We start from the raw sequence: 17,538 nt of genomic DNA, 5'->3' as shown, positions 1-17,538 counted from the left end.
CTCAGGAGCGGTGCGTCAGACGCGTACCAGCTCCCGCTCGTCCTCCTTGCCCTCGGCGGAGGACGAGCGCAGGCCCTCACCCTCGACGTCCACGTTGGGCAGAACCCGGTCCAGCCACTTCGGGAGCCACCAGGCGCGCCTGCCCAGCAGGGCGAGGACGGCCGGGACGATGGCCATGCGGACGATGAAGGCGTCGAAGAAGACGGCGATGGCGAGGCCGAAACCGATCATCTTGACCATGGACTCGCTGGAGCCGATGAAGCCGGAGAAGACGGCGATCATGATGACGGCGGCGGCGGTGACGACGCGGGCACCGTGCCGGAAGCCCGTCACCACGGCCTGGCTCGGCTTCTCGCCGTGCACGTACGCCTCGCGCATCCGCGTGACCAGGAAGACCTCGTAGTCCATCGCCAGACCGAAGACCACGCCCACCATGAAGATCGGCATCATCGACATGACCGGACCGGTCTGCTGGACGTTCATCAGACCGGACAGCCAGCCCCACTGGAAGACCGCGACGACCGCGCCGAGCGCCGCGAGCACGCTGAGCAGGAAGCCGAGGGCCGCCTTCAGCGGGACGAGGACCGAGCGGAAGACCACGATCAGCAGGAGGAAGGCCAGGCCCACCACCAGGGCGAGGTAGGGCAGCAGCGCGTCGTTCAGGCGCTGGGAGACGTCGATGTTCATCGCCGTCGCGCCCGTCACCAGGAGCTTGGCATCCGTCTTCGCCTCGATGTCCGCGCCCTTGTCACGGATCGCGTGCACCAGGTCCTCGGTGGACCTGGAGGACGGCTTGGACTTCGGGACCACCGTGATGATCGCCGTGTCGCCCGCCTTGTTGGGCGTGGCCGGGGTGACCGCGACGACGTCCTTCAGGCCCTTGATCTCCTTGCCGACCTCGGCGAAGGCCTTCTGGGGACGGGCACTGTCCTTGCCGTCGACGACGACCATCAGGGGGCCGTTGAAGCCGGCCCCGAAGCCCTCGGACAGGAGGTCGTAGGCGCGGCGCTGGGTGGTGGAGGTGGGCTGGGAGCCGTCGTCGGGCAGGCCCAGCTCCAGGGACGCGGCCGGGACCGCCGCCGCGCCGAGGCCGATCACCCCGAGGAGGAGGACGGCGACGGGGCGTCGTACGACGAAGCTCGCCCAGCGGCTGCCCATGTTGGGGCGGCCCGGCTTCTTCGCCGGACGGCCGCCGCCGAGCAGCTTGCTCTTCTCGCCGGCCGGCTTGACCTTGCGGCCCGCGTAGCCGAGCAGCGCGGGGATCATGGTCAGCGCGATCAGGACGGCGATGGCGACCGTGCCCGCCGCCGCGACGCCCATCTTGGTCAGCATCGGGATGTCGACGACGGAGAGCCCGACGAGGGCGATGACGACGGTCAGACCGGCGAAGACCACCGCGGAGCCCGCGGTGCCGACGGCGCGGCCCGCCGCCTCCTCGCGCTCGCGGCCCTCGGCGAGTTCGGCACGGTAGCGGGAGACGATGAACAGGGCGTAGTCGATGCCGACGGCGAGGCCGATCATCGTGGCCAGGGTGGAGGTCGTGGAGCCGAGGTCGAGGGCGGAGGCGAGGGCGGTGATCGCGGAGACGCCGATGCCCACGCCGATGATCGCGGTCAGCAGCGGCAGCCCGGCGGCGAGCAGGGAGCCGAAGGTGATCACGAGGACGACGGCGGCGATGCCGATGCCGATCACCTCGCTGGAGCCGGTCTCGGGCGCGGCGGTGAGCGCGTCGCCGCCGACCTCGACGGTCAGCCCGGCGTCCCGCGCGTCCTGCGCGGCCTGCTTCAGGGCGTCGCGCGAGGAGTCCTTCAGCTCCATGCCGGAGACCTTGTACTTCACCGAGGCGTAGGCGATGGAGCCGTCCCGGCTGACGGCGTGCCCGGCGTAGGGGTCGGCGACGGAGACGACCTCGGCGCCGTGCCCCAGCTCGCGCACCGTCTTCTCGACGGCGGCCTTGTTGAGTCTGTCGGTCATCTTCTCGCCGGCCGGAGCCTTGAAGACGACCCGTGCGGTGGCGCCGTCGGCGCTCATCCCGGGGAAGCGCTGTTCCAGCAGGTCGAAGGCCTTCTGGGCCTCGGTCCCGGGGATCGAGAAGGAGGAGTTGCCGGCGGGCGGCGCGGAGGCGGCGCCCACCCCGGCGAGGGTGAGCAGCGCGACCCATATGAGGGCGACGAAGTGCCGTCGCCTGAAGGCGAGGCGGCCGAGCCGGTACAGGAATGTGGCCATGGAGGCGTACTCCCGGTCAGGTCGTGGGGTTCATCAGGGCAGGGGTGATCAGCCCGACGACGTGAGCGGTGACGTCAGGTGGTGGGCTTGTCGGGGAGGTGTGCGCGGAGGTCAGGCGCCGAGGGCGGGGAGGATCACGGCGTCGACGTACGAGATGAGGAAGTCCCGGGTGGGCGGCTGGTCCTCCAGGAGGGTCCGGGTGGCGAAGCCCCCGACCATCATGTGCACCAGGAAGTCGATCGCCGGACAGTCCGGGCGGACCTCGCCGCGGTCGATGGCCCGCTGGAGCATCTGCCGGCTCTTGCCGATCTCCGCATCGACGATCTGCTCCTTGAACGCGTCGCGCAGGTCCTCGTTGTGGTGCATCGCCATGGCGACGCCCCGCATCAGGGCCGAGTTGCGCGCCATGGTGCAGTCGTCCTCCATCGCCACGAGGGCGTGCAGGTCGCCGCGGAGGGTGCCGGTGTCGATGTCCTCGACGTGGCCGCGCTTGGTGTGCCGCAGCGCCTTGACCACCAGCTCGGCCTTGCCGCCCCACTGGCGGTAGAGCGTGGCCTTGCTGGACCGGGTGCGGGCGGCCACGGCGTCCATGGTGAGGGCGTCGTAACCGACCTCTCGGAGCAGGTCGAGCACGGCCCCGTACAGTTCGGCCTCGCGCTCGGGGGTGATACGACTGCGACGCGCAGCCGTGACGGCCTCGGTCATGTCGCTCACCCTTCCGCTCCGGTACTTCCTCGTCGTCCATGCGTCTTCGTACGTGAACGAAGATACCCCTCCCCCGTGCGAAACGAAACCGTTTCGTACGTGTGCTCGGTCACGAACGTGAGGGGCGCATAAGGGAGGGCGCGAGGGGCCGGGGAGGAGGGCGCACGAGTTGCCCGCCCCCGGCCGCGGGAAAAGCATGGGGAGGGTGAGCTATCTGCGTTTCCCCCACCTCAGCGGCGACCTGCTCTGCTTCGTGGCCGAGGACGACCTGTGGCTGGCCCCCCTCGACGCCCCGGGCCGCGCCTGGCGGCTCACCGCGGACCGCACCAAGACCGGGCACCCGCGCTTCTCCCCCGACGGCCGCCGGATCGCGTACACGAGCTGGCACAGCCTGGTCCCCGAGATCCAGCTCGTGGACGTCACCGGCGGACCCGCGCGCCAGCTGACGTACTGGGGCAGCACGGACACCCAGGTGTGCGGCTGGTCCCCGGACGGCGACATCCTGGCGGTGGCCTCGCACCAGCAGCCGTTCTCCTACTTCACCTGGGCCTACAAGGTGACCCCCGACGGCGATCCGGGCGGCCGGCTGCCCTGGGGCCCGGTCACCGAGATCCAGGTCGCCGACCTCGCCGGCGAGCGCAAGACGCTGCTCCTCACCGGCACCCCGCCGCACGAACCGGCCTCCTGGAAGCGCTACCGGGGCGGCGCCACGGGCCGGCTGTGGCTGCACGGCGAGCGCCTGCTGCCCGACATCGACGGCCATCTGGCCAGCCCGGTGTACGTCGCCGGGCGGATCGCCTTCCTCTCCGACCACGAGGGCGTCGGCAACCTCTACTCCTGCGCCTACGACGGCACCGACCTGCGCCGCCACACCGACCACGACGCCTTCTACGCCCGGCACGCGTCCAGCGACGGCACCCGGGTGGTCTACCAGTGCGCGGGCGACCTGTGGATCGTCGACGACTTCTCCCCGCACGGCACCCCGCGCAAGCTCGACATACGCCTCGCCGGGCCCGCCGCGGGCCGCCGCCGCTACCAGGTGCCGGCCGCGCAGAACGTGGACGGCATCTCCGTGGACGAGACCGGCCGGGCCAGCGCGGTCGTGGTGCGCGGCAGCCTGTACTGGCTCACCCACCGCGACGGCCCGGCCCGCACCATCGCGGACACCCCCGGCGTCCGGGTCCGGCTGCCGGAGATGCTCGGCCCCATGGGGCAGGTGGCCTATGTGACCGACGCCGAGGGCGAGGACGCGGTGGAGATCGCCCAACTGCCCCGCGCCACCGGCGACCGACCGCCCCGCCGGCTGGCCTCCGGGGCCCTCGGCCGGGTCCTGGAGATGATCCCCGACCCGGCCGGCGAACGCCTGGCCGTCGCCTCGCACGACGGCCGGCTGCTGCTGATCGACGTACCCGAGGAGCCCGGCGCCGGGGTCCCGGAGTCGCCCGGCACGGGAGTCGGCGCGGAGTCCGAGGGCGGCACGGTCACCGAGCTGATCCGCTCCGTCAACGGGCCCGTCCGGGACCTGGCCTTCTCCCCCGACGGCTCCTGGCTCACCTGGTCCCACCCCGGCATCGGCCGCTCGCTGCGCCAGATCAAGCTGGCCCGCATCAAGGACCGGCTGATCGTGGACGTCACCGACGGCCGCTTCGAGGACGAGACCCCCGTCTTCACCCGCGACGGCCGCTACCTCGCCTTCCTGTCCTGGCGCGGCTTCGACCCGGTGTACGACGTGCACACCGGCGACCTGTCCTTCCCGCTCGGCAGCCGCCCCTACCTGGTGCCGCTGTCCTCGGCGACCCCCTCGCCCTTCGCCCTGAACCCCGAGGGCCGTCCGGCGGCCGGCGGACTCGACCCGGCGGAGGACGAGGAGACCGGGGAGGCGGGCGCCGTGACGGTCGAGGTGGAGGGCCTGGCGAGCCGGGTCACCCCGTTCCCGGTGATCGCCTCCAAGTACTCCTCGCTGCACCCGGTCGCGGGCGGCGGCCTGGTCTGGCTGCGCTGGCCGATCTCCGGCGCGCTCGGCGAGACCTTCGCCAACCCGGCCGACACCAGCGGCCGCCCGACGCTGGAGTACTTCAACATCACCAAGGCGAAGAAGTCCGAACTCGTCGGCCACCTCGACTGGTTCGCGGTGAGCGGCGACGGCACCCGGCTCGTGGTGGTGGACGAGGGCGAGCTGCGCGCGGTGCCCTCCGGCGAGGTCGGCGACGTCGACAGCACCGTCTGGATCGACCTGCGCCGCATCCTGCACGAGGTGGACCCGCCCGCCGAGTGGCGCCAGGCGTACGACGAGGCGGGGCGGCTCATCCGCGCCTACTTCTGGGACCCCGGCATGAGCGGCATCGACTGGGACGCGGTGCTCGACCAGTACCGCCCGCTGGTCGAACGGGTCGCCTCGCCCGACGAGTTCGCCGACCTGCTGCGCGAGGTCCTCGGCGAACTCGGCACCTCGCACGCCTACGTCACCGCCTCCCGCCGCAACGAGGGGCCGCCCCACTACCAGCGCTGGCAGGGCCTGCTCGGCGCCAACCTGGTGCGCCGGGACGCCGGTTGGACGGTACGGCGGATCCTGCCCGGCGACTCCTCCGACTCCAAGGCCCGCTCCCCGCTCGCCGGCACCGGCATCCGCGAGGGCGCGGTCCTCACCCACGTCGACGGCCGCCCGGTCGACCCGGTCAAGGGCCCCTTCCCGCTGCTGGCCGGCTCCGGCGGCACGACCGTGGAGCTGACCTTCGCCCCCGCCGAGGGCACCGGGGCGCCCCGCCGGGTCGCCGTCGTCCCGCTGATCGACGACCGGCCGCTGCGCTACCAGGACTGGGTGGCCAAACGCCGGGAAGTGGTGCGGGAGTTGAGCGGCGGCAAGTGCGGCTACCTGCACATCCCCGACATGGGCGGCTCGGGCTGGGCCCAGTTCAACCGCGATCTGCGCATGGAGGTGTCCCGTCCGGCACTGATCGTGGACGTGCGCGGCAACGCGGGCGGGCACATCAGCGAGCTGGTCATCGAGAAGCTGACCCGGACGATCCTGGGCTGGGACCTGACGCGCAACGCCCAGCCGGTGTCGTACACCTCGAACGCGCCCCGCGGCCCGGTCGTCGCCCTCGCGGACGAGGCGACCTCCTCCGACGGCGACATGATCACGGCCGCGTTCAAACTCCTCGGCCTGGGCCCGGTGGTGGGGCAGCGCACCTGGGGCGGCGTCGTCGGCATGACCGGCCGCCACCGCCTCGGCGACGGCACCGTCATCACCGTGCCCATGAACGCCGCCTGGTTCGACGCCTACGGCTGGTCCGTCGAGAACCACGGCGTCGCCCCCGACCTGGAGATCCTCCGCACCCCCCTGGACTGGGCCGAGGGCCGCCACGCCCAGATGGACGACGCGATCCAACTGGCCCTGAAACTCCTGGAGTCCAACCCGGCGGCCGTTCCGCCGGACTACTCCGACGTCCCCGACCGCACCCGCCCGAAACTGCCACCGAGGGCGCCGTGAGCCGCCCCTGAGGGCGAGGGCCCCGTGAGGCGCCCCAGGCGCCCCTGAGGGGACGCGGGGCACGCACGCCGGCCGTCCCAGGACGAGCGCGGGGCGCCCCTCGAAGCGAAGGGCGCCCCGCGAACCCGGCCGAAGCCGAGCGCCTCGGCTACGCGTCGTAGTCGTGGTCCAGCCGGTCCTGCATCTCCATGTCGTCCATGTCCTGACGGCCACGGTTCGGCTGCTGACCCTGCTGGGGGCGCTGGCCGCGCTGGGGCTGGCCCGGCTGCTGGCCGGCGCGCTCACGCGCCTGACCCAGCTTGTCCTTGCCCTTCTGCTGCCACTGGCCCTGGTCCTGGCGCTGCTGGTCCTTCATACCCATGTGGGTTCACTCCTGTGGTGAGTGAGGGTGGGGAGTCGGCCCCTCAGCGGGGCCACGACCAGATTCACACGCCCGACCACGCTACGCATGTGGATCAGTCACGGTGCGTGACGCGCTCCGCCTCGTCCGCCGCACCGCCCGCGCCGACCAGCCCGGACCGCATGCCCTCCAGCCGGGGCGCGAACCGCTTCATCTCCCGCTGCCCGACCGAGCCGATGAGCGCCGGGAGGTACCCGCGCACACCCTGCATCCCGCGCAGCCACCACTGCGCGTACACATGCGACGAGCGCCGCTCGATCCCCGCGACGATCCGGTCCACCGCGGGCCCGAGCGGGTACGTCTTGTTGGACGGCCACGGCAGCCGCTGCCGCAACTCCCGCATGACGTCGTCCTGATCGGCCCCGCGCACCATGTCCGTGTCGGTCCACGACAGATACCCGACGCCGACCCGCACCCCCTGGTACCCGACCTCGGCCCGCAGGCTGTGCGCGTACGCCTCCACCCCGGACTTGGACGCGCAGTACGCCGTCATCATCGGCGCCGGGGTGATCGCCGCGAGGGACGCGATCTGCAGCAGGTAGCCGCGGCTCTCGACCAGCACCGGCAGGAAGGCGCGGGCGGTCACCGCCGAGCCGATGAGGTTGACCTCGATCACCCGCCGCCAGGCGACCGGGTCGGAGTCGATGAACGGACCGCCCGTCGCCACACCGGCGTTGGCGACCACGATGTCCACCTTGCCGAACCGCGCCTTCACCTCCCGCGCCACCCGGGTCATCGCCTCGTGGTCGGTGACATCGGCGTACCAGTAGGCGCTTTCGCTGTGCAGCCGCCCGGAGACCTCCTTGAGTGCCTCCTCCTCCAGACCCACCAGCGCCACCTTCGCGCCCCGCGCGGAGAGCTTGCGCGCCAGCAGCTCGCCGACGCCGCGCGCCGCTCCGGTGACGACCGCGACCTGTCCCTCGAGATCGACCCTGCTCATGCGCCCTCCTTGATCGGCTCGGGAGCGGGTTCGCCGGCCCCCGTGACATACGTGGTGACGAGTTCCCGGATACGGCCCGTGACCTTCTCGGGCTCCTCCACCGGGGTCATGTGACCGGCCCCGGGCAGCTCGGTGAGCCCGGCGCACCGCGGCAGTTCGGCGACCACGGCGTGGGCGTGCACCGGCGGCAGCAGGCGGTCGGCCGTGCCGTGCAGGACCGCGGTGGGCATGTCCAGCTTCCGCACGCCGTGGTCGAGATCGAGCGTCGCGAGCACCTGGGACCAGGCGTGGCGCACGCCGGTCGGGCAGCCGTGCACGATCCGCGCGCACGCCTCCACCATCTCCGGTGTCGAACGGGCGCCCATCGTGCCGTACTTGAGGGTGCGCTTGGCGAGCGGTGTGACCGGTCCGAGCGGGGCGCGCGAACGGAGGACGCGCCCGCTGAGCCAGGTGCGCGCCGGGCCCTCGCGCAGCGGCAGCACCCGGGTCTCGGCGACCAGCCGCGAACTGCCGGTGCTGGCCAGGAGGACAGCCGCGGCGTGGGCGCGGAACCGGGGCCGCCCGGCCGCCGCCATGACCGTCATGCCGCCCATGGAGTGCCCGACGACCAGGGCCTGTTCGCCGTCCACGAGCGTCGCGGCGAGCACCGCCTCCAGGTCGTCGGCGAGCGCACGGGTGGTGCACACGGGGCTCGCGGGGCTGCGCCCGTGCCCCCGCTGGTCGTACACGATCACCCGGTGGTCGGCCGCCAGGTCCCGGATCTGCGCCGCCCAGAAGGCCGTCGAGCAGGTCCAGCCGTGGGAGAGGACGACCGGGGGCGCGTCCTTCGGCCCGTGCACCTCGACGTGCAGCCGCGCGCCGTCGGTGGAGGGGACGGCGAGTTCCCGGACCGGGACGGGCGGGGCGTAGGCGCCGGAGGTCATGTGGGGGGCCCGGGAGCCGCTCATGCGGCGACCTCGCTGTCCTTCGAGGTCTTCGCGTCCTCGCGGGCCGCGGGGGTTCGCGCGGCCTCGGGGGCCTCGGCGGCCTCCCGCGTCACGGCCCCGCGGATCACCTCGTACTCCCCCACGTCCACCCGCCGGGTCGCCCGCCGGAACTCGGTCGTCGTACCGGGCCACACGGTGGTGTTGCGCCCGTTCGCGTCGATGTACCAGCTCGTGCAGCCGCCGGTGTTCCACACGGTCCGCTTCATGCGCTCCTGGACCTTGTGGTTCCAGGCGGCGACGGCACCGGGCCGGGCGTCGAGGGCGGTACGGCCGCCGAGCACGTCCAGCTGGCGCAGGTAGTCGGCCATGTAGTTCAGCTGGGACTCGATCATGAGGATCATCGAGGAGTTGCCGAGGCCGGTGTTGGGTCCGATGACCGTGATGAAGTTCGGGAACCCGCTGGCCGTGGCACCGCGCAGCGCCTGCATGCCGTCCTTCCACGCCTCGGCGAGCGTGACGCCCTCCGCGCCGACCACGCGCTCGGCGATCGGCATGTCCGTGACGTGGAAGCCCGTACCGAAGACGATCGCGTCGACCTCGGCCTCCGTGCCGTCCGCGGCGACGAGCGTCGATCCCCTGACCTCGCTGAGCCCGCTCGCGACCACCTCCACGTTGGGCCTGGTCAGCGCCGGGTAGTAGGTGTTGGACAGCAGGATCCGCTTGCAGCCGATGCGGTAGTCGGGGGTGAGCTTGGCACGCAGGGCCGGGTCCTTGACCGCGCGGGCCATGTTGCGCTTGGCGAGCTGCTCGACCAGGCCGAGTTCGTCGGGGCGCTTGGTGAACGCCTGCACCTGGAGCTCGCGGATGCCCCACAGCAGCCCGCGCCGCAGCTGGGTGGTGAGCGGCAGGGAGCGGTGCAGCCAGCGCTCGGCGGGGCTGATGGCGCGGTCCACGCGGGGCATCACCCAGGGCGGGGTGCGCTGGAAGAGGGTGAGCCGGCCGACCTGGGACTGGATGGCGGGCACGATCTGGATGGCGGAGGCGCCGGTGCCGACCACGGCCACGCGCTTGCCGCGCAGGTCGTAGTCGTGGTCCCAGCGCGCGGAGTGGAACACCTTGCCGGGGAAGGAGTCCAGGCCCGGGATGTCGGGCACCTTGGGGTCGGACAGCGGCCCGGTGGCGGAGACGACGACGTCGGCGGTCAGCGAGCCGCGCGTGGTCTCGATGTGCCAGCGCAGGTTCTCCCGGTCCCAGCTGAGCAGCTCGACCTCGGCGCCGAAGCGGATCTGCGGCCGAAGACCGAAGACGTCGGTGACGTGCTCCAGGTACGCGCGGATGTGCCGCTGCCCGGAGAAGGTGCGGGGCCAGTCGGGGTTGGGCGCGAAGGAGAAGGAGTACAGATGGGAGGGCACGTCACAGGCGCACCCGGGGTAGTCGTTGTCCCGCCAGGTGCCGCCGACGCCCTCGGCCCGTTCCAGCACGACGAAATCGGTGATCCCCTCGCGGCGCAGCCGCACGGCGGCACCCAGTCCGCCGAAGCCGGACCCGATCACCGCCACCCTCACATGCTCGTGCTCGGCCATCCCGGAGCCTCCACGCCTCGCCCAGTAATACTGCCAGTGAACACTGGCACGATGGGACTGTAGAGCAGCTCCGTACCGAGCGGTAGGGGTCGCGGGAAGGAAAGTTACCGGCGGTACACCATAGGCTTCGGGCGTGGCAGCAGACACAGGAAACCCGGAGGCAACCCGTCAGGGCCCGCGCGAGTACCGCACGGAGGAGCTGGCGCGGCTGGCCGGCATCACCGTGCGCACCCTGCGCTTCTACCGCGAGCGCAAGCTGCTGCCGCCACCCCGCCGCGAGGGCCGGATCGCCTGGTACGACGACCACCACCTGGCCCGGCTGCGCACCATCGCGGCGCTGCTGGAGCGCGGCCACACGCTGACCGGCATCGCGGAGCTGGCGGAGGCCCTGGACGAGGGCCGGGACGTCGCCGACCTGCTCGGCGTCGGCACCCCCAGCGAGGAGGAACCGGTCCGCCTCACCCCGGAGGAACTCGCGGCCCGATTCGAGGGCGAGGTCACCCCGGAGAACCTGGCCGCCGCGATGAAGCTCGGCTACCTGGGCACCGACGGCGACAAGATCGTCCACATCAGCCGGCGCCTGCTGGACGTCTCCTCCGCCCTGGTCCGCGAGGGCATCCCGCTCGCCGAGGTGCTCTCCGCCGCCGCCCGCGTCCGCGCCCACGCCGAGGCCCTGGCCTCCCTGTTCACCGACCTGATCCTCCGCCACGCCCCGGAGGAGGACCTGCACCGCCTGCGGCCGCTGGCCCGCAGCGTGGTGGAGGCGGAGCTGTCACTGGCGATGGACAGGCGGCTGAACAAGGGGGACGGGGACTAGGGACCGTAGACGACGGTCACCGGCGCGTGGTCGGACCAGCGCTCGGCGTGCGTGGCCGCCCGCTCGACGCGCGCCTTGAGCGCCCGCGCGGCGAGGCCCGGCGTGGCCGCCTGGTAGTCGATGCGCCATCCGGAGTCGTTGTCGAAGGCCCGCCCCCGGTACGACCACCACGTGTAGGGGCCGTCGGCGTCCGGGTGCAGGGTGCGTACGACGTCGACGTAGCCGCCGTCCTCCGGTGCGAACACCTGGCCGAGCCAGGCGCGCTCCTCGGGCAGGAAGCCGGAGTTCTTGGTGTTGCCGCGCCAGTTCCTGAGGTCGGCCTCGCGGTGGGCGATGTTCCAGTCGCCGCAGACGACCACCTCGCGCCCCTCGGCGGCGGCCCGTTCGCGCAGCGCCTTGAGGTGGACGAGGAACTCCGCCATGAAGCGGGTCTTCTCGTCCTGCCGCTCGGTGCCGACCTCTCCGGAGGGCAGGTAGAGGGAGGCGACGGTGACGCCGGGCAGGTCCGCCTCGACGTAGCGTCCGCTGCCGTCGAACTCGGCGGAACCGAAGCCGACCCGGGTCCGGTCGGGCTCACGCCGGGTGTACAGGGAGACGCCCGCGCGCCCCTTGGCGGCGGCCGGGGCGTGCACGACATGCCAGCCGTCGGGCTGCCGCACCTCCTCGGGCAGCTGGTGCGGCTCGGCGCGCACCTCCTGGAGGCACACGACGTCCGCCTCCGTGGCGGCCAGCCAGGGCACGAAGCCCTTCTTGGCGGCGGCCCGCAGTCCGTTCACGTTCACCGAGGTCACAGTCAGCACCGAAGCACGATACCGGCACACTGGACGCAGCCCTCACGACCGAGGGGTCCCTCCCGCACGGAAGCGCGATGCCCAGATGAACCTTCGCCGCGTACGTTTCGACCACCCTGACGCCATGAAGCTGAACGACGCGGTGCAGGCCGAGTACGCCCTCCGGTACGGCGACGACGGCGACGAGACCTTCCTCACCCCGGAGGACTTCCTCCCGCCCCGGGGCGTGTACCTGATCGCGTACGACGAGTCCGACCGCCCGGTGGCCACCGGCGGCTGGCGCAGCCAGGAACTCAACGACGAGGGCTACGCGGACGGCGACGCCGAGCTGAAGCGCATGTACGTGATCGAGGAGATGCGCGGTCGCGGCCTGGCCCGCCGGATCCTGGCGACCCTGGAGGAGGACGCCCGCGCGGCCGGGCGCCTGCGCATGGTCCTGGAGACGGGCACCAAGCAGCCGGAGGCCATCGCCCTGTACGCCTCCAGCGGCTACGCGCCCTGCCCCAAGTTCGGCTTCTACCGCTTCCACGAGGAGAGCCGCTGCTTCGCGAAGGCCCTCTAGGACTTTCCCCCGGATCGGGTCGGCTCCGAGCAACGGCGCTCTGCGGCCGACCGGTCCCCGCGCGGGGGAGTCGGCACGTGACGACAGCGCCGCAGCGGTGCGCCCCGGGCCCCGCGACCCCGACGGGATCTCACGCCGCGCCGACGGGCGTCCGCCCTGGTGGCCCGGCCGACTTCCGCACGCGGCGGGCGAATTGCCATCAACGTGTCAGAGCCCCGGTCGGTTTCCCGACCGGGGCTCTGAGCTGCGTGGACCTGAGGGGATTTGAACCCCTGGCCCCCTCGATGCGAACGAGGTGCGCTACCGGACTGCGCCACAGGCCCTTGCAACGAGTGAAACTCTAGCATCCCGATCGGGGTGCTTGGAAATCCGTTCCCGAACTGGTCAGGGGTGGCTTCCCGGACACGGCGGCCGTCACTCGTTGGCGGCGCGCGGACGGTCCCCGTCCTCGTACTGGTCGAAGAGCGGGGTGCGGCCGCGCTCCCGGGACCGGCGGGCGGAGGCGGCACGGCGGGCGTCGCCGCGGCCGTCGGCCGGCCGGTCCGCCGAGGCCGCCGGCGGCTCGTCCTCCTCGGCCGCGGGCGGCCGGTTCGCCTCCTGCTCGGGGGCGACCGAGCTGGACCGTGCCGAGCTCCAGGTGTCGGGCCCGCCCAGGTCGACGCCGGAGGTGGCCCGGGGCGCGACCGGCGCGGTCACGTACGTGGGCAGGGGCACCGGCACCGGGTCCCAGCTGTCCCCGTGTCCCGGCCGCCGCTGCCGCTCGCGCTGCTGGTCGACCCACTCGGCGTGGTCGGTCTGCTCGACCAGGGCGCGCCGGTCGGCGGCGAGGGTGGAGAGGCCGGGGTCCGTGTCGGTCCCCGTGGCCTCCTCCGGTTCGTCGGCTGCGTGGGCGGCCTCCGGGGTCACACGCCGGCGCGGCTGGCGCTCGCGCAGCCGCTGGGCGGCGGCCTCGGCGCGGCGGCGGTCCATCTGGTAGGCGAAACGGCGGCGTTCCTGGACGCGCAGATAGGCGATGTACGCACTGAGGAGCACGGCCGGCGCGGCGGGCGCCCACAGGAAGGCGAGGCCGCCGACGGCGGCGACGATCGCGCCGACGGTGAAGGCGAGGAAGAGCAGCACCGTGGTGCGCCGGCGGCGCGCGAGCACCTTCGTGCGCCGGGCGCGCGCTGCGGCCGCCTGTGCCGAGGGGCTGCGTCGGGGCGCGGGCGCGTGCTGCTGTGCCGGGCCCGCGACGACCGCGGGGGTCTGGGCCCGCTCGGGTTCCGGGTTCCGGGACGCCTCGGGCCCGCCCTCCACCGTGACCTGACGGCGGGTCGGAGGCACGGCGAAGGCCCGGACGTCCACCGAATCGGTGACGGCGTCCGGATCGACGGCGTCCGGCTCCCCCTCCCGGGTGGAGCGCGCCCGCAGGTCCTTGGCGTATCGGCGCTCCATCCCCGCCCGTCCGGACAGCAGCCGGATGGCGGTGCTGAAGCGTTCCGTCGGACGGGCCTCGTTCAGCTCGTCCTGCCTACGGAGCCACATCGGCACCAAGTAGGCGGCCCAGGCCCCGACAATGACTGCGTAGATGAGGCCGCTGCTGCTCACGCCTCACACGGTAGAGGGGTTTGGCTTGAGGCATCGGCCAATTGGGCCGGTGTGTCGCACGATCTGGCTGATATTTCCAGCATTTTTTGCGACCGATGCGATCAGCGGACCCTCCCTGCGGGGTAATTCAATGCCACAGGGCGGTCGGCGGCCGATCAATTTCGAACAAATATTCAATTACGTGTTCTGTGGATTTCGCGGCCCCTGCGACGTGGAGCGCGCCCGCCGCCAGCGCCCGAGGAGCCCGTCCGGCACCTCCTCCGCGGTGAGCGCGAAGACCAGATGGTCGCGCCAGGCGCCGTCGATGTGCAGATAACGCGGGCGCAGCCCCTCCTCGCGGAATCCGAGTTTCTCCACCACCCGGCGGCTGGGCCGGTTCTCGGGGCGAATGCACACCTCGATGCGGTGCAGCCCGACGGTGCGGAAACAGTGGTCGACCGCCAGCGCGACGGCCGTCGGCATCACCCCGCGCCCGGCCACCGACTCGTCCACCCAGTAGCCGACGTGCCCCGAGCACATCGAGCCCCAGGTGATCCCGGCGACCGTCAACTGCCCGACCAGGCGCCCCTGGTACTCGATGACGAAGGGCAGCATCCGGCCCGCGTGCGCCTCGCGGCGCAGGTGCCGGACCATCTGCCGGTAGGTCGGCCGGTGCGCGACCGGGCCGCTCGGGGTGGGCGGCGGGATCGTGGCCTCCCACGGGCGCAGCCAGTCGCGGTTGCGCCGGTTCACCTCGCGCCACTCCCGCTGGTCGCGCAGCTTTATCGGCCGGAGGACGACATCGCCGTCCGCCAGCACGACCGGCCAGGTGGACGCGTTCAGCTCGCACCCCCCGTACCGGGTCTGGCGTGGTCGCCGCCGCGGATCTGGTCGACGGCGTGGGCCAGCAGGGGCTCCAGGACGGCGAGGCCGTCCTTCACCCCGCCCGTGGACCCCGGCAGGTTGACGATCAGGGTCCGGCCCGCGACCCCGGCGATGCCCCGGGACAGCGCGGCGGTCGGCACCTTGCCCATCCCGAACGCCCGGATGGCCTCGGCGATGCCCGGTACCTCGTGGTCGATGACGGCGCGGGTCGCCTCGGGGGTGCGGTCGGTCGGGGTGAGGCCGGTGCCGCCGGTGGTGACGATCGCGTCGTACCCGGCCGCCGCGCCCTCGCGCAGGGCGGCCTCGACCGGTTCCCCGTCGGGCACGACCCGGGGGCCGTCCACGGCGAAGCCGAGGCGCGCGAGGCCGTCCGCGACCAGCGGGCCGCCCCTGTCCTCGTAGACCCCGGCGGCGGCCCGGTTGGAGGCGGTGATCACCAGGGCGCGGTAGCTCATGCCCGGCTCCAGTCGCCCGACTTGCCGCCCGTCTTCTCCTCCACGCGTACGTCCGTGATGACCGCTCCCTTGTCGACCGCCTTGACCATGTCGATCACGGTGAGCGCGGCGACCGTCACCGCGGTGAGGGCCTCCATCTCGACGCCCGTGCGGTCCGTGGTCTTCACGGTGGCAAGGATCTCGACGGCGTCGTCCGCGACCGACAGATCCAGTTTCACACCCGACACCGACAACGGGTGGCACAGCGGGATCAGATCCGGGGTGCGCTTGGCGCCCATGATGCCCGCGATCCGCGCGGTGGCCAGCGCGTCCCCCTTGGGTACCCCCTCCCCCCGCAGCAGTTCGACCACGCGGGGCGAGACCAGGACACGGCCGCTGGCGCGCGCGGTGCGCGCGGTGACGTCCTTGCCGGACACGTCGACCATGCGGGCCGCGCCCGCCGCGTCGATGTGCGTGAGGTGGTCCTGGGCGGAGGGTCCGGGGGTCTGCCCCCGGGACGGTTCGGTCATGCTGTGCGGCGCTCCCGGTCCGGGCCCGCGCCGTGCGGTGCGCGGGCCTGCTGTGCGCGACACGGTACCGCCAAGTAGCCTCGCGCAGCCGCCCAGGACGTACCTCAGCCGAGCGGTACGACCTCCACCTCGGTGCCGGGCTCGACGGACTCCGTGTCCTCGGGCACGACGATCAGCGCGTCCGCGTGCGCCAGCGCCGCCACCAGGTGCGAGCCCGCGCCGCCCACCGGGGTGACCTCCCCGTCCGCGTACCGCCCCCGCAGGAACTGCCGGCGGCCCTTCGGGGAGCGCAGCGCCTTGTCGGCCCTGAGCGTGGCCCGCACGCGCGGCCGGTGCAGATCGGTGAGACCCATCAGGGCGCGGATCGCGGGGCGGACGAACAGCTCGAAGGAGACGTACGACGACACGGGGTTGCCGGGCAGCGCCAGCAGGGGCGTGTGGTCGGGGCCGATGGAGCCGAAGCCCTGGGGCTTGCCGGGCTGCATGGCGAGCCTGCGGAACTCGACGCCGCCGCCCGGCACGTCCTCGTCGCCGACGTCCGCCAGCGCCTCCTTGACCACGTCGTACGCCCCGACGCTCACGCCGCCCGTGGTGACCAGCAGGTCGGCGCGGATCAGCTGGTCCTCGATGGTCGAGCGCAGGGTCTCGGCGTCGTCGGCGACGGCGCCCACCCGGTAGGCGATGGCACCCGCGTCCCGCGCCGCGGCGGTGAGGGCGAAGCTGTTGGAGTCGTAGATCCGGCCGCGGCCCAGCTGCTCGCCGGGCTGGACGAGTTCGCTGCCGGTGGAGACGACGACCACGCGCGGACGCGGGCGCACCCGCACCGTGCCGCGGCCGATCGCGGCGAGCAGGGCGATCTGCGGCGGGCCGAGGATCGTACCGGCCTCCAGGGCGCGGTCGCCGGCCTTCACGTCGCTGCCCTCGGACCGCACATGCGCGCGCGCCTCGACGGGCCGGTGCACGCGCACCTGCCCCTCGGCGTCCTCGGGGGCGAGGCTGCGGGCGCGCATGCCGCCGGCCGGGCCCTCGCCGAGCCCGCCGTCGGTCCACTCGACGGGGACGACGGCCTCGGCGCCGGGCGGCAGCGGGGCGCCGGTCATGATCCGGGCGGCCTGGCCGGGTCCGACCCGCACCGGGTCGTCCGCGCCGGCCGCGACGTCCCCGACGACCTCCAGGACGGCCGGGAACTCCTCGCTCGCGCCCGCGACGTCCGCGACGCGCACCGCGTACCCGTCCATCGAGCTGTTGTCGAAGGGCGGCAGCGACACCGGCACCGTGACGTCCTCGACCAGGACGCAGCCCTGGGCGTCGAGCAGTTGGAGTTCGATGGGCTCCAGGGGCTGGACGGCGGAGAGGATGTCCTCCAGGTGCCGGTCCACCGACCACAGGTCGTCTTCGCCGGTCGGGCGGGTCGCGGCGTTGCTCAACTCTGCTCCATCTCCTCGGCTACGTAACTGCGGAGCCAGGTGCGGAACTCCGGGCCCAGGTCCTCACGTTCGCACGCGAGCCTGACAATGGCACGCAGGTAGTCTCCTCGGTCGCCGGTGTCGTAGCGACGGCCCTGGAAGACGACGCCGTGCACCGGGCCGCCGAGCTTCTCGTCGTCGGCGAGCTGCTGGAGCGCGTCGGTCAGCTGGATCTCCCCGCCGCGGCCCGGCTCGGTCTTGCGGAGTATGTCGAAGA

At 72.9% G+C, this 17,538-nt stretch carries 15 protein-coding genes, 1 tRNA gene and 1 pseudogene; 3 read left to right on the top strand and 14 right to left on the bottom strand.

The window, feature by feature from the left end:
* Window positions 1–15: 15 nt before the first annotated feature.
* Entirely contained in the window at window positions 16–2,226 is a 2,211-nt protein-coding gene (locus QSK45_RS35490) for an MMPL family transporter (protein WP_285563054.1), read from the bottom strand.
* A 111-nt stretch (window positions 2,227–2,337) separates the two neighbouring features.
* Window positions 2,338–2,931: a TetR/AcrR family transcriptional regulator gene (locus QSK45_RS35485; protein WP_285563053.1), complete on the bottom strand. Its 594-nt coding sequence runs from the start codon at window positions 2,929–2,931 to the stop codon at window positions 2,338–2,340.
* A 205-nt stretch (window positions 2,932–3,136) separates the two neighbouring features.
* Here QSK45_RS35485 and QSK45_RS35480 point away from each other — a divergent pair, with 205 nt between their 5' ends.
* Window positions 3,137–6,421 carry a S41 family peptidase gene (locus QSK45_RS35480; protein WP_285563052.1) on the top strand — a complete coding sequence of 1,095 codons (3,285 nt, stop codon included), beginning with the start codon at window positions 3,137–3,139 and terminating at the stop codon, window positions 6,419–6,421.
* A 148-nt stretch (window positions 6,422–6,569) separates the two neighbouring features.
* Here QSK45_RS35480 and QSK45_RS35475 read toward each other — a convergent pair whose 3' ends face one another.
* The 4 genes from QSK45_RS35475 to QSK45_RS35460 form a co-directional block, all read right to left on the bottom strand.
* A complete protein-coding gene (locus QSK45_RS35475) occupies window positions 6,570–6,782 on the bottom strand; it encodes a hypothetical protein (RefSeq protein WP_285563051.1) in 213 nt (70 codons plus the stop codon).
* Window positions 6,783–6,876: 94 nt separating this feature from the next.
* Window positions 6,877–7,761, bottom strand: coding sequence for an SDR family oxidoreductase (locus tag QSK45_RS35470; protein WP_285563050.1), 885 nt, complete (start codon window positions 7,759–7,761; stop codon window positions 6,877–6,879).
* A complete protein-coding gene (locus QSK45_RS35465; RefSeq protein WP_285563049.1) occupies window positions 7,758–8,708 on the bottom strand; it encodes an alpha/beta fold hydrolase in 951 nt (316 codons plus the stop codon). Before QSK45_RS35465 ends, QSK45_RS35470 begins: the two co-directional genes overlap by 4 nt.
* Window positions 8,705–10,270, bottom strand: a complete 1,566-nt coding sequence (locus QSK45_RS35460) for a flavin-containing monooxygenase (RefSeq protein WP_285563048.1) — start codon at window positions 10,268–10,270, stop codon at window positions 8,705–8,707. The genes QSK45_RS35465 and QSK45_RS35460 overlap by 4 nt, the downstream gene beginning before the upstream one ends.
* Window positions 10,271–10,403: 133 nt before the next feature.
* Here QSK45_RS35460 and QSK45_RS35455 point away from each other — a divergent pair, with 133 nt between their 5' ends.
* Window positions 10,404–11,087, top strand: coding sequence for a MerR family transcriptional regulator (locus tag QSK45_RS35455; RefSeq protein ID WP_285563047.1), 684 nt, complete (start codon window positions 10,404–10,406; stop codon window positions 11,085–11,087).
* Here QSK45_RS35455 and QSK45_RS35450 read toward each other — a convergent pair.
* Complete coding sequence (locus tag QSK45_RS35450; protein ID WP_285563126.1) at window positions 11,084–11,878, bottom strand: exodeoxyribonuclease III; 795 nt, start codon at window positions 11,876–11,878, stop codon at window positions 11,084–11,086. The genes QSK45_RS35455 and QSK45_RS35450 overlap by 4 nt on opposite strands.
* Window positions 11,879–11,963: 85 nt before the next feature.
* Here QSK45_RS35450 and QSK45_RS35445 point away from each other — a divergent pair, with 85 nt between their 5' ends.
* Window positions 11,964–12,440, top strand: coding sequence for a GNAT family N-acetyltransferase (locus tag QSK45_RS35445; RefSeq protein ID WP_285563046.1), 477 nt, complete (start codon window positions 11,964–11,966; stop codon window positions 12,438–12,440).
* Between the two features lie 249 nt (window positions 12,441–12,689).
* Here the strand turns inward: QSK45_RS35445 and QSK45_RS35440 are convergent.
* The 7 genes and pseudogenes from QSK45_RS35440 to QSK45_RS35410 all read right to left on the bottom strand — a co-directional run.
* Window positions 12,690–12,763, bottom strand: a tRNA-Ala gene (locus QSK45_RS35440).
* A gap of 91 nt (window positions 12,764–12,854) precedes the next feature.
* Entirely contained in the window at window positions 12,855–14,027 is a 1,173-nt protein-coding gene (gene sepX / locus QSK45_RS35435; protein ID WP_285563045.1) for a divisome protein SepX/GlpR, read from the bottom strand.
* A gap of 177 nt (window positions 14,028–14,204) precedes the next feature.
* Complete coding sequence (locus tag QSK45_RS35430) at window positions 14,205–14,825, bottom strand: GNAT family N-acetyltransferase (RefSeq protein ID WP_285563044.1); 621 nt, start codon at window positions 14,823–14,825, stop codon at window positions 14,205–14,207.
* Window positions 14,826–14,845: 20 nt separating this feature from the next.
* Entirely contained in the window at window positions 14,846–15,346 is a 501-nt protein-coding gene (locus QSK45_RS35425) for a MogA/MoaB family molybdenum cofactor biosynthesis protein (protein ID WP_285563043.1), read from the bottom strand.
* A complete protein-coding gene (moaC, locus tag QSK45_RS35420) occupies window positions 15,343–15,855 on the bottom strand; it encodes a cyclic pyranopterin monophosphate synthase MoaC (protein WP_285563042.1) in 513 nt (170 codons plus the stop codon). The genes QSK45_RS35425 and moaC overlap by 4 nt, the downstream gene beginning before the upstream one ends.
* A 104-nt stretch (window positions 15,856–15,959) precedes the next feature.
* Window positions 15,960–17,282 carry a molybdotransferase-like divisome protein Glp gene (gene glp / locus QSK45_RS35415; RefSeq protein WP_285563041.1) on the bottom strand — a complete coding sequence of 441 codons (1,323 nt, stop codon included), beginning with the start codon at window positions 17,280–17,282 and terminating at the stop codon, window positions 15,960–15,962.
* Window positions 17,279–17,538, bottom strand: a pseudogene (locus tag QSK45_RS35410) (UTP--glucose-1-phosphate uridylyltransferase); the annotation flags it as partial. The pseudogene QSK45_RS35410 and the gene glp, both read right to left, overlap by 4 nt.

It is taken from the genome of Streptomyces hygroscopicus subsp. hygroscopicus (assembly GCF_030269125.1).
GTDB lineage: Bacteria > Actinomycetota > Actinomycetes > Streptomycetales > Streptomycetaceae > Streptomyces > Streptomyces hygroscopicus_C.
This window is presented reverse-complemented; position numbering and strand designations above follow the sequence as displayed.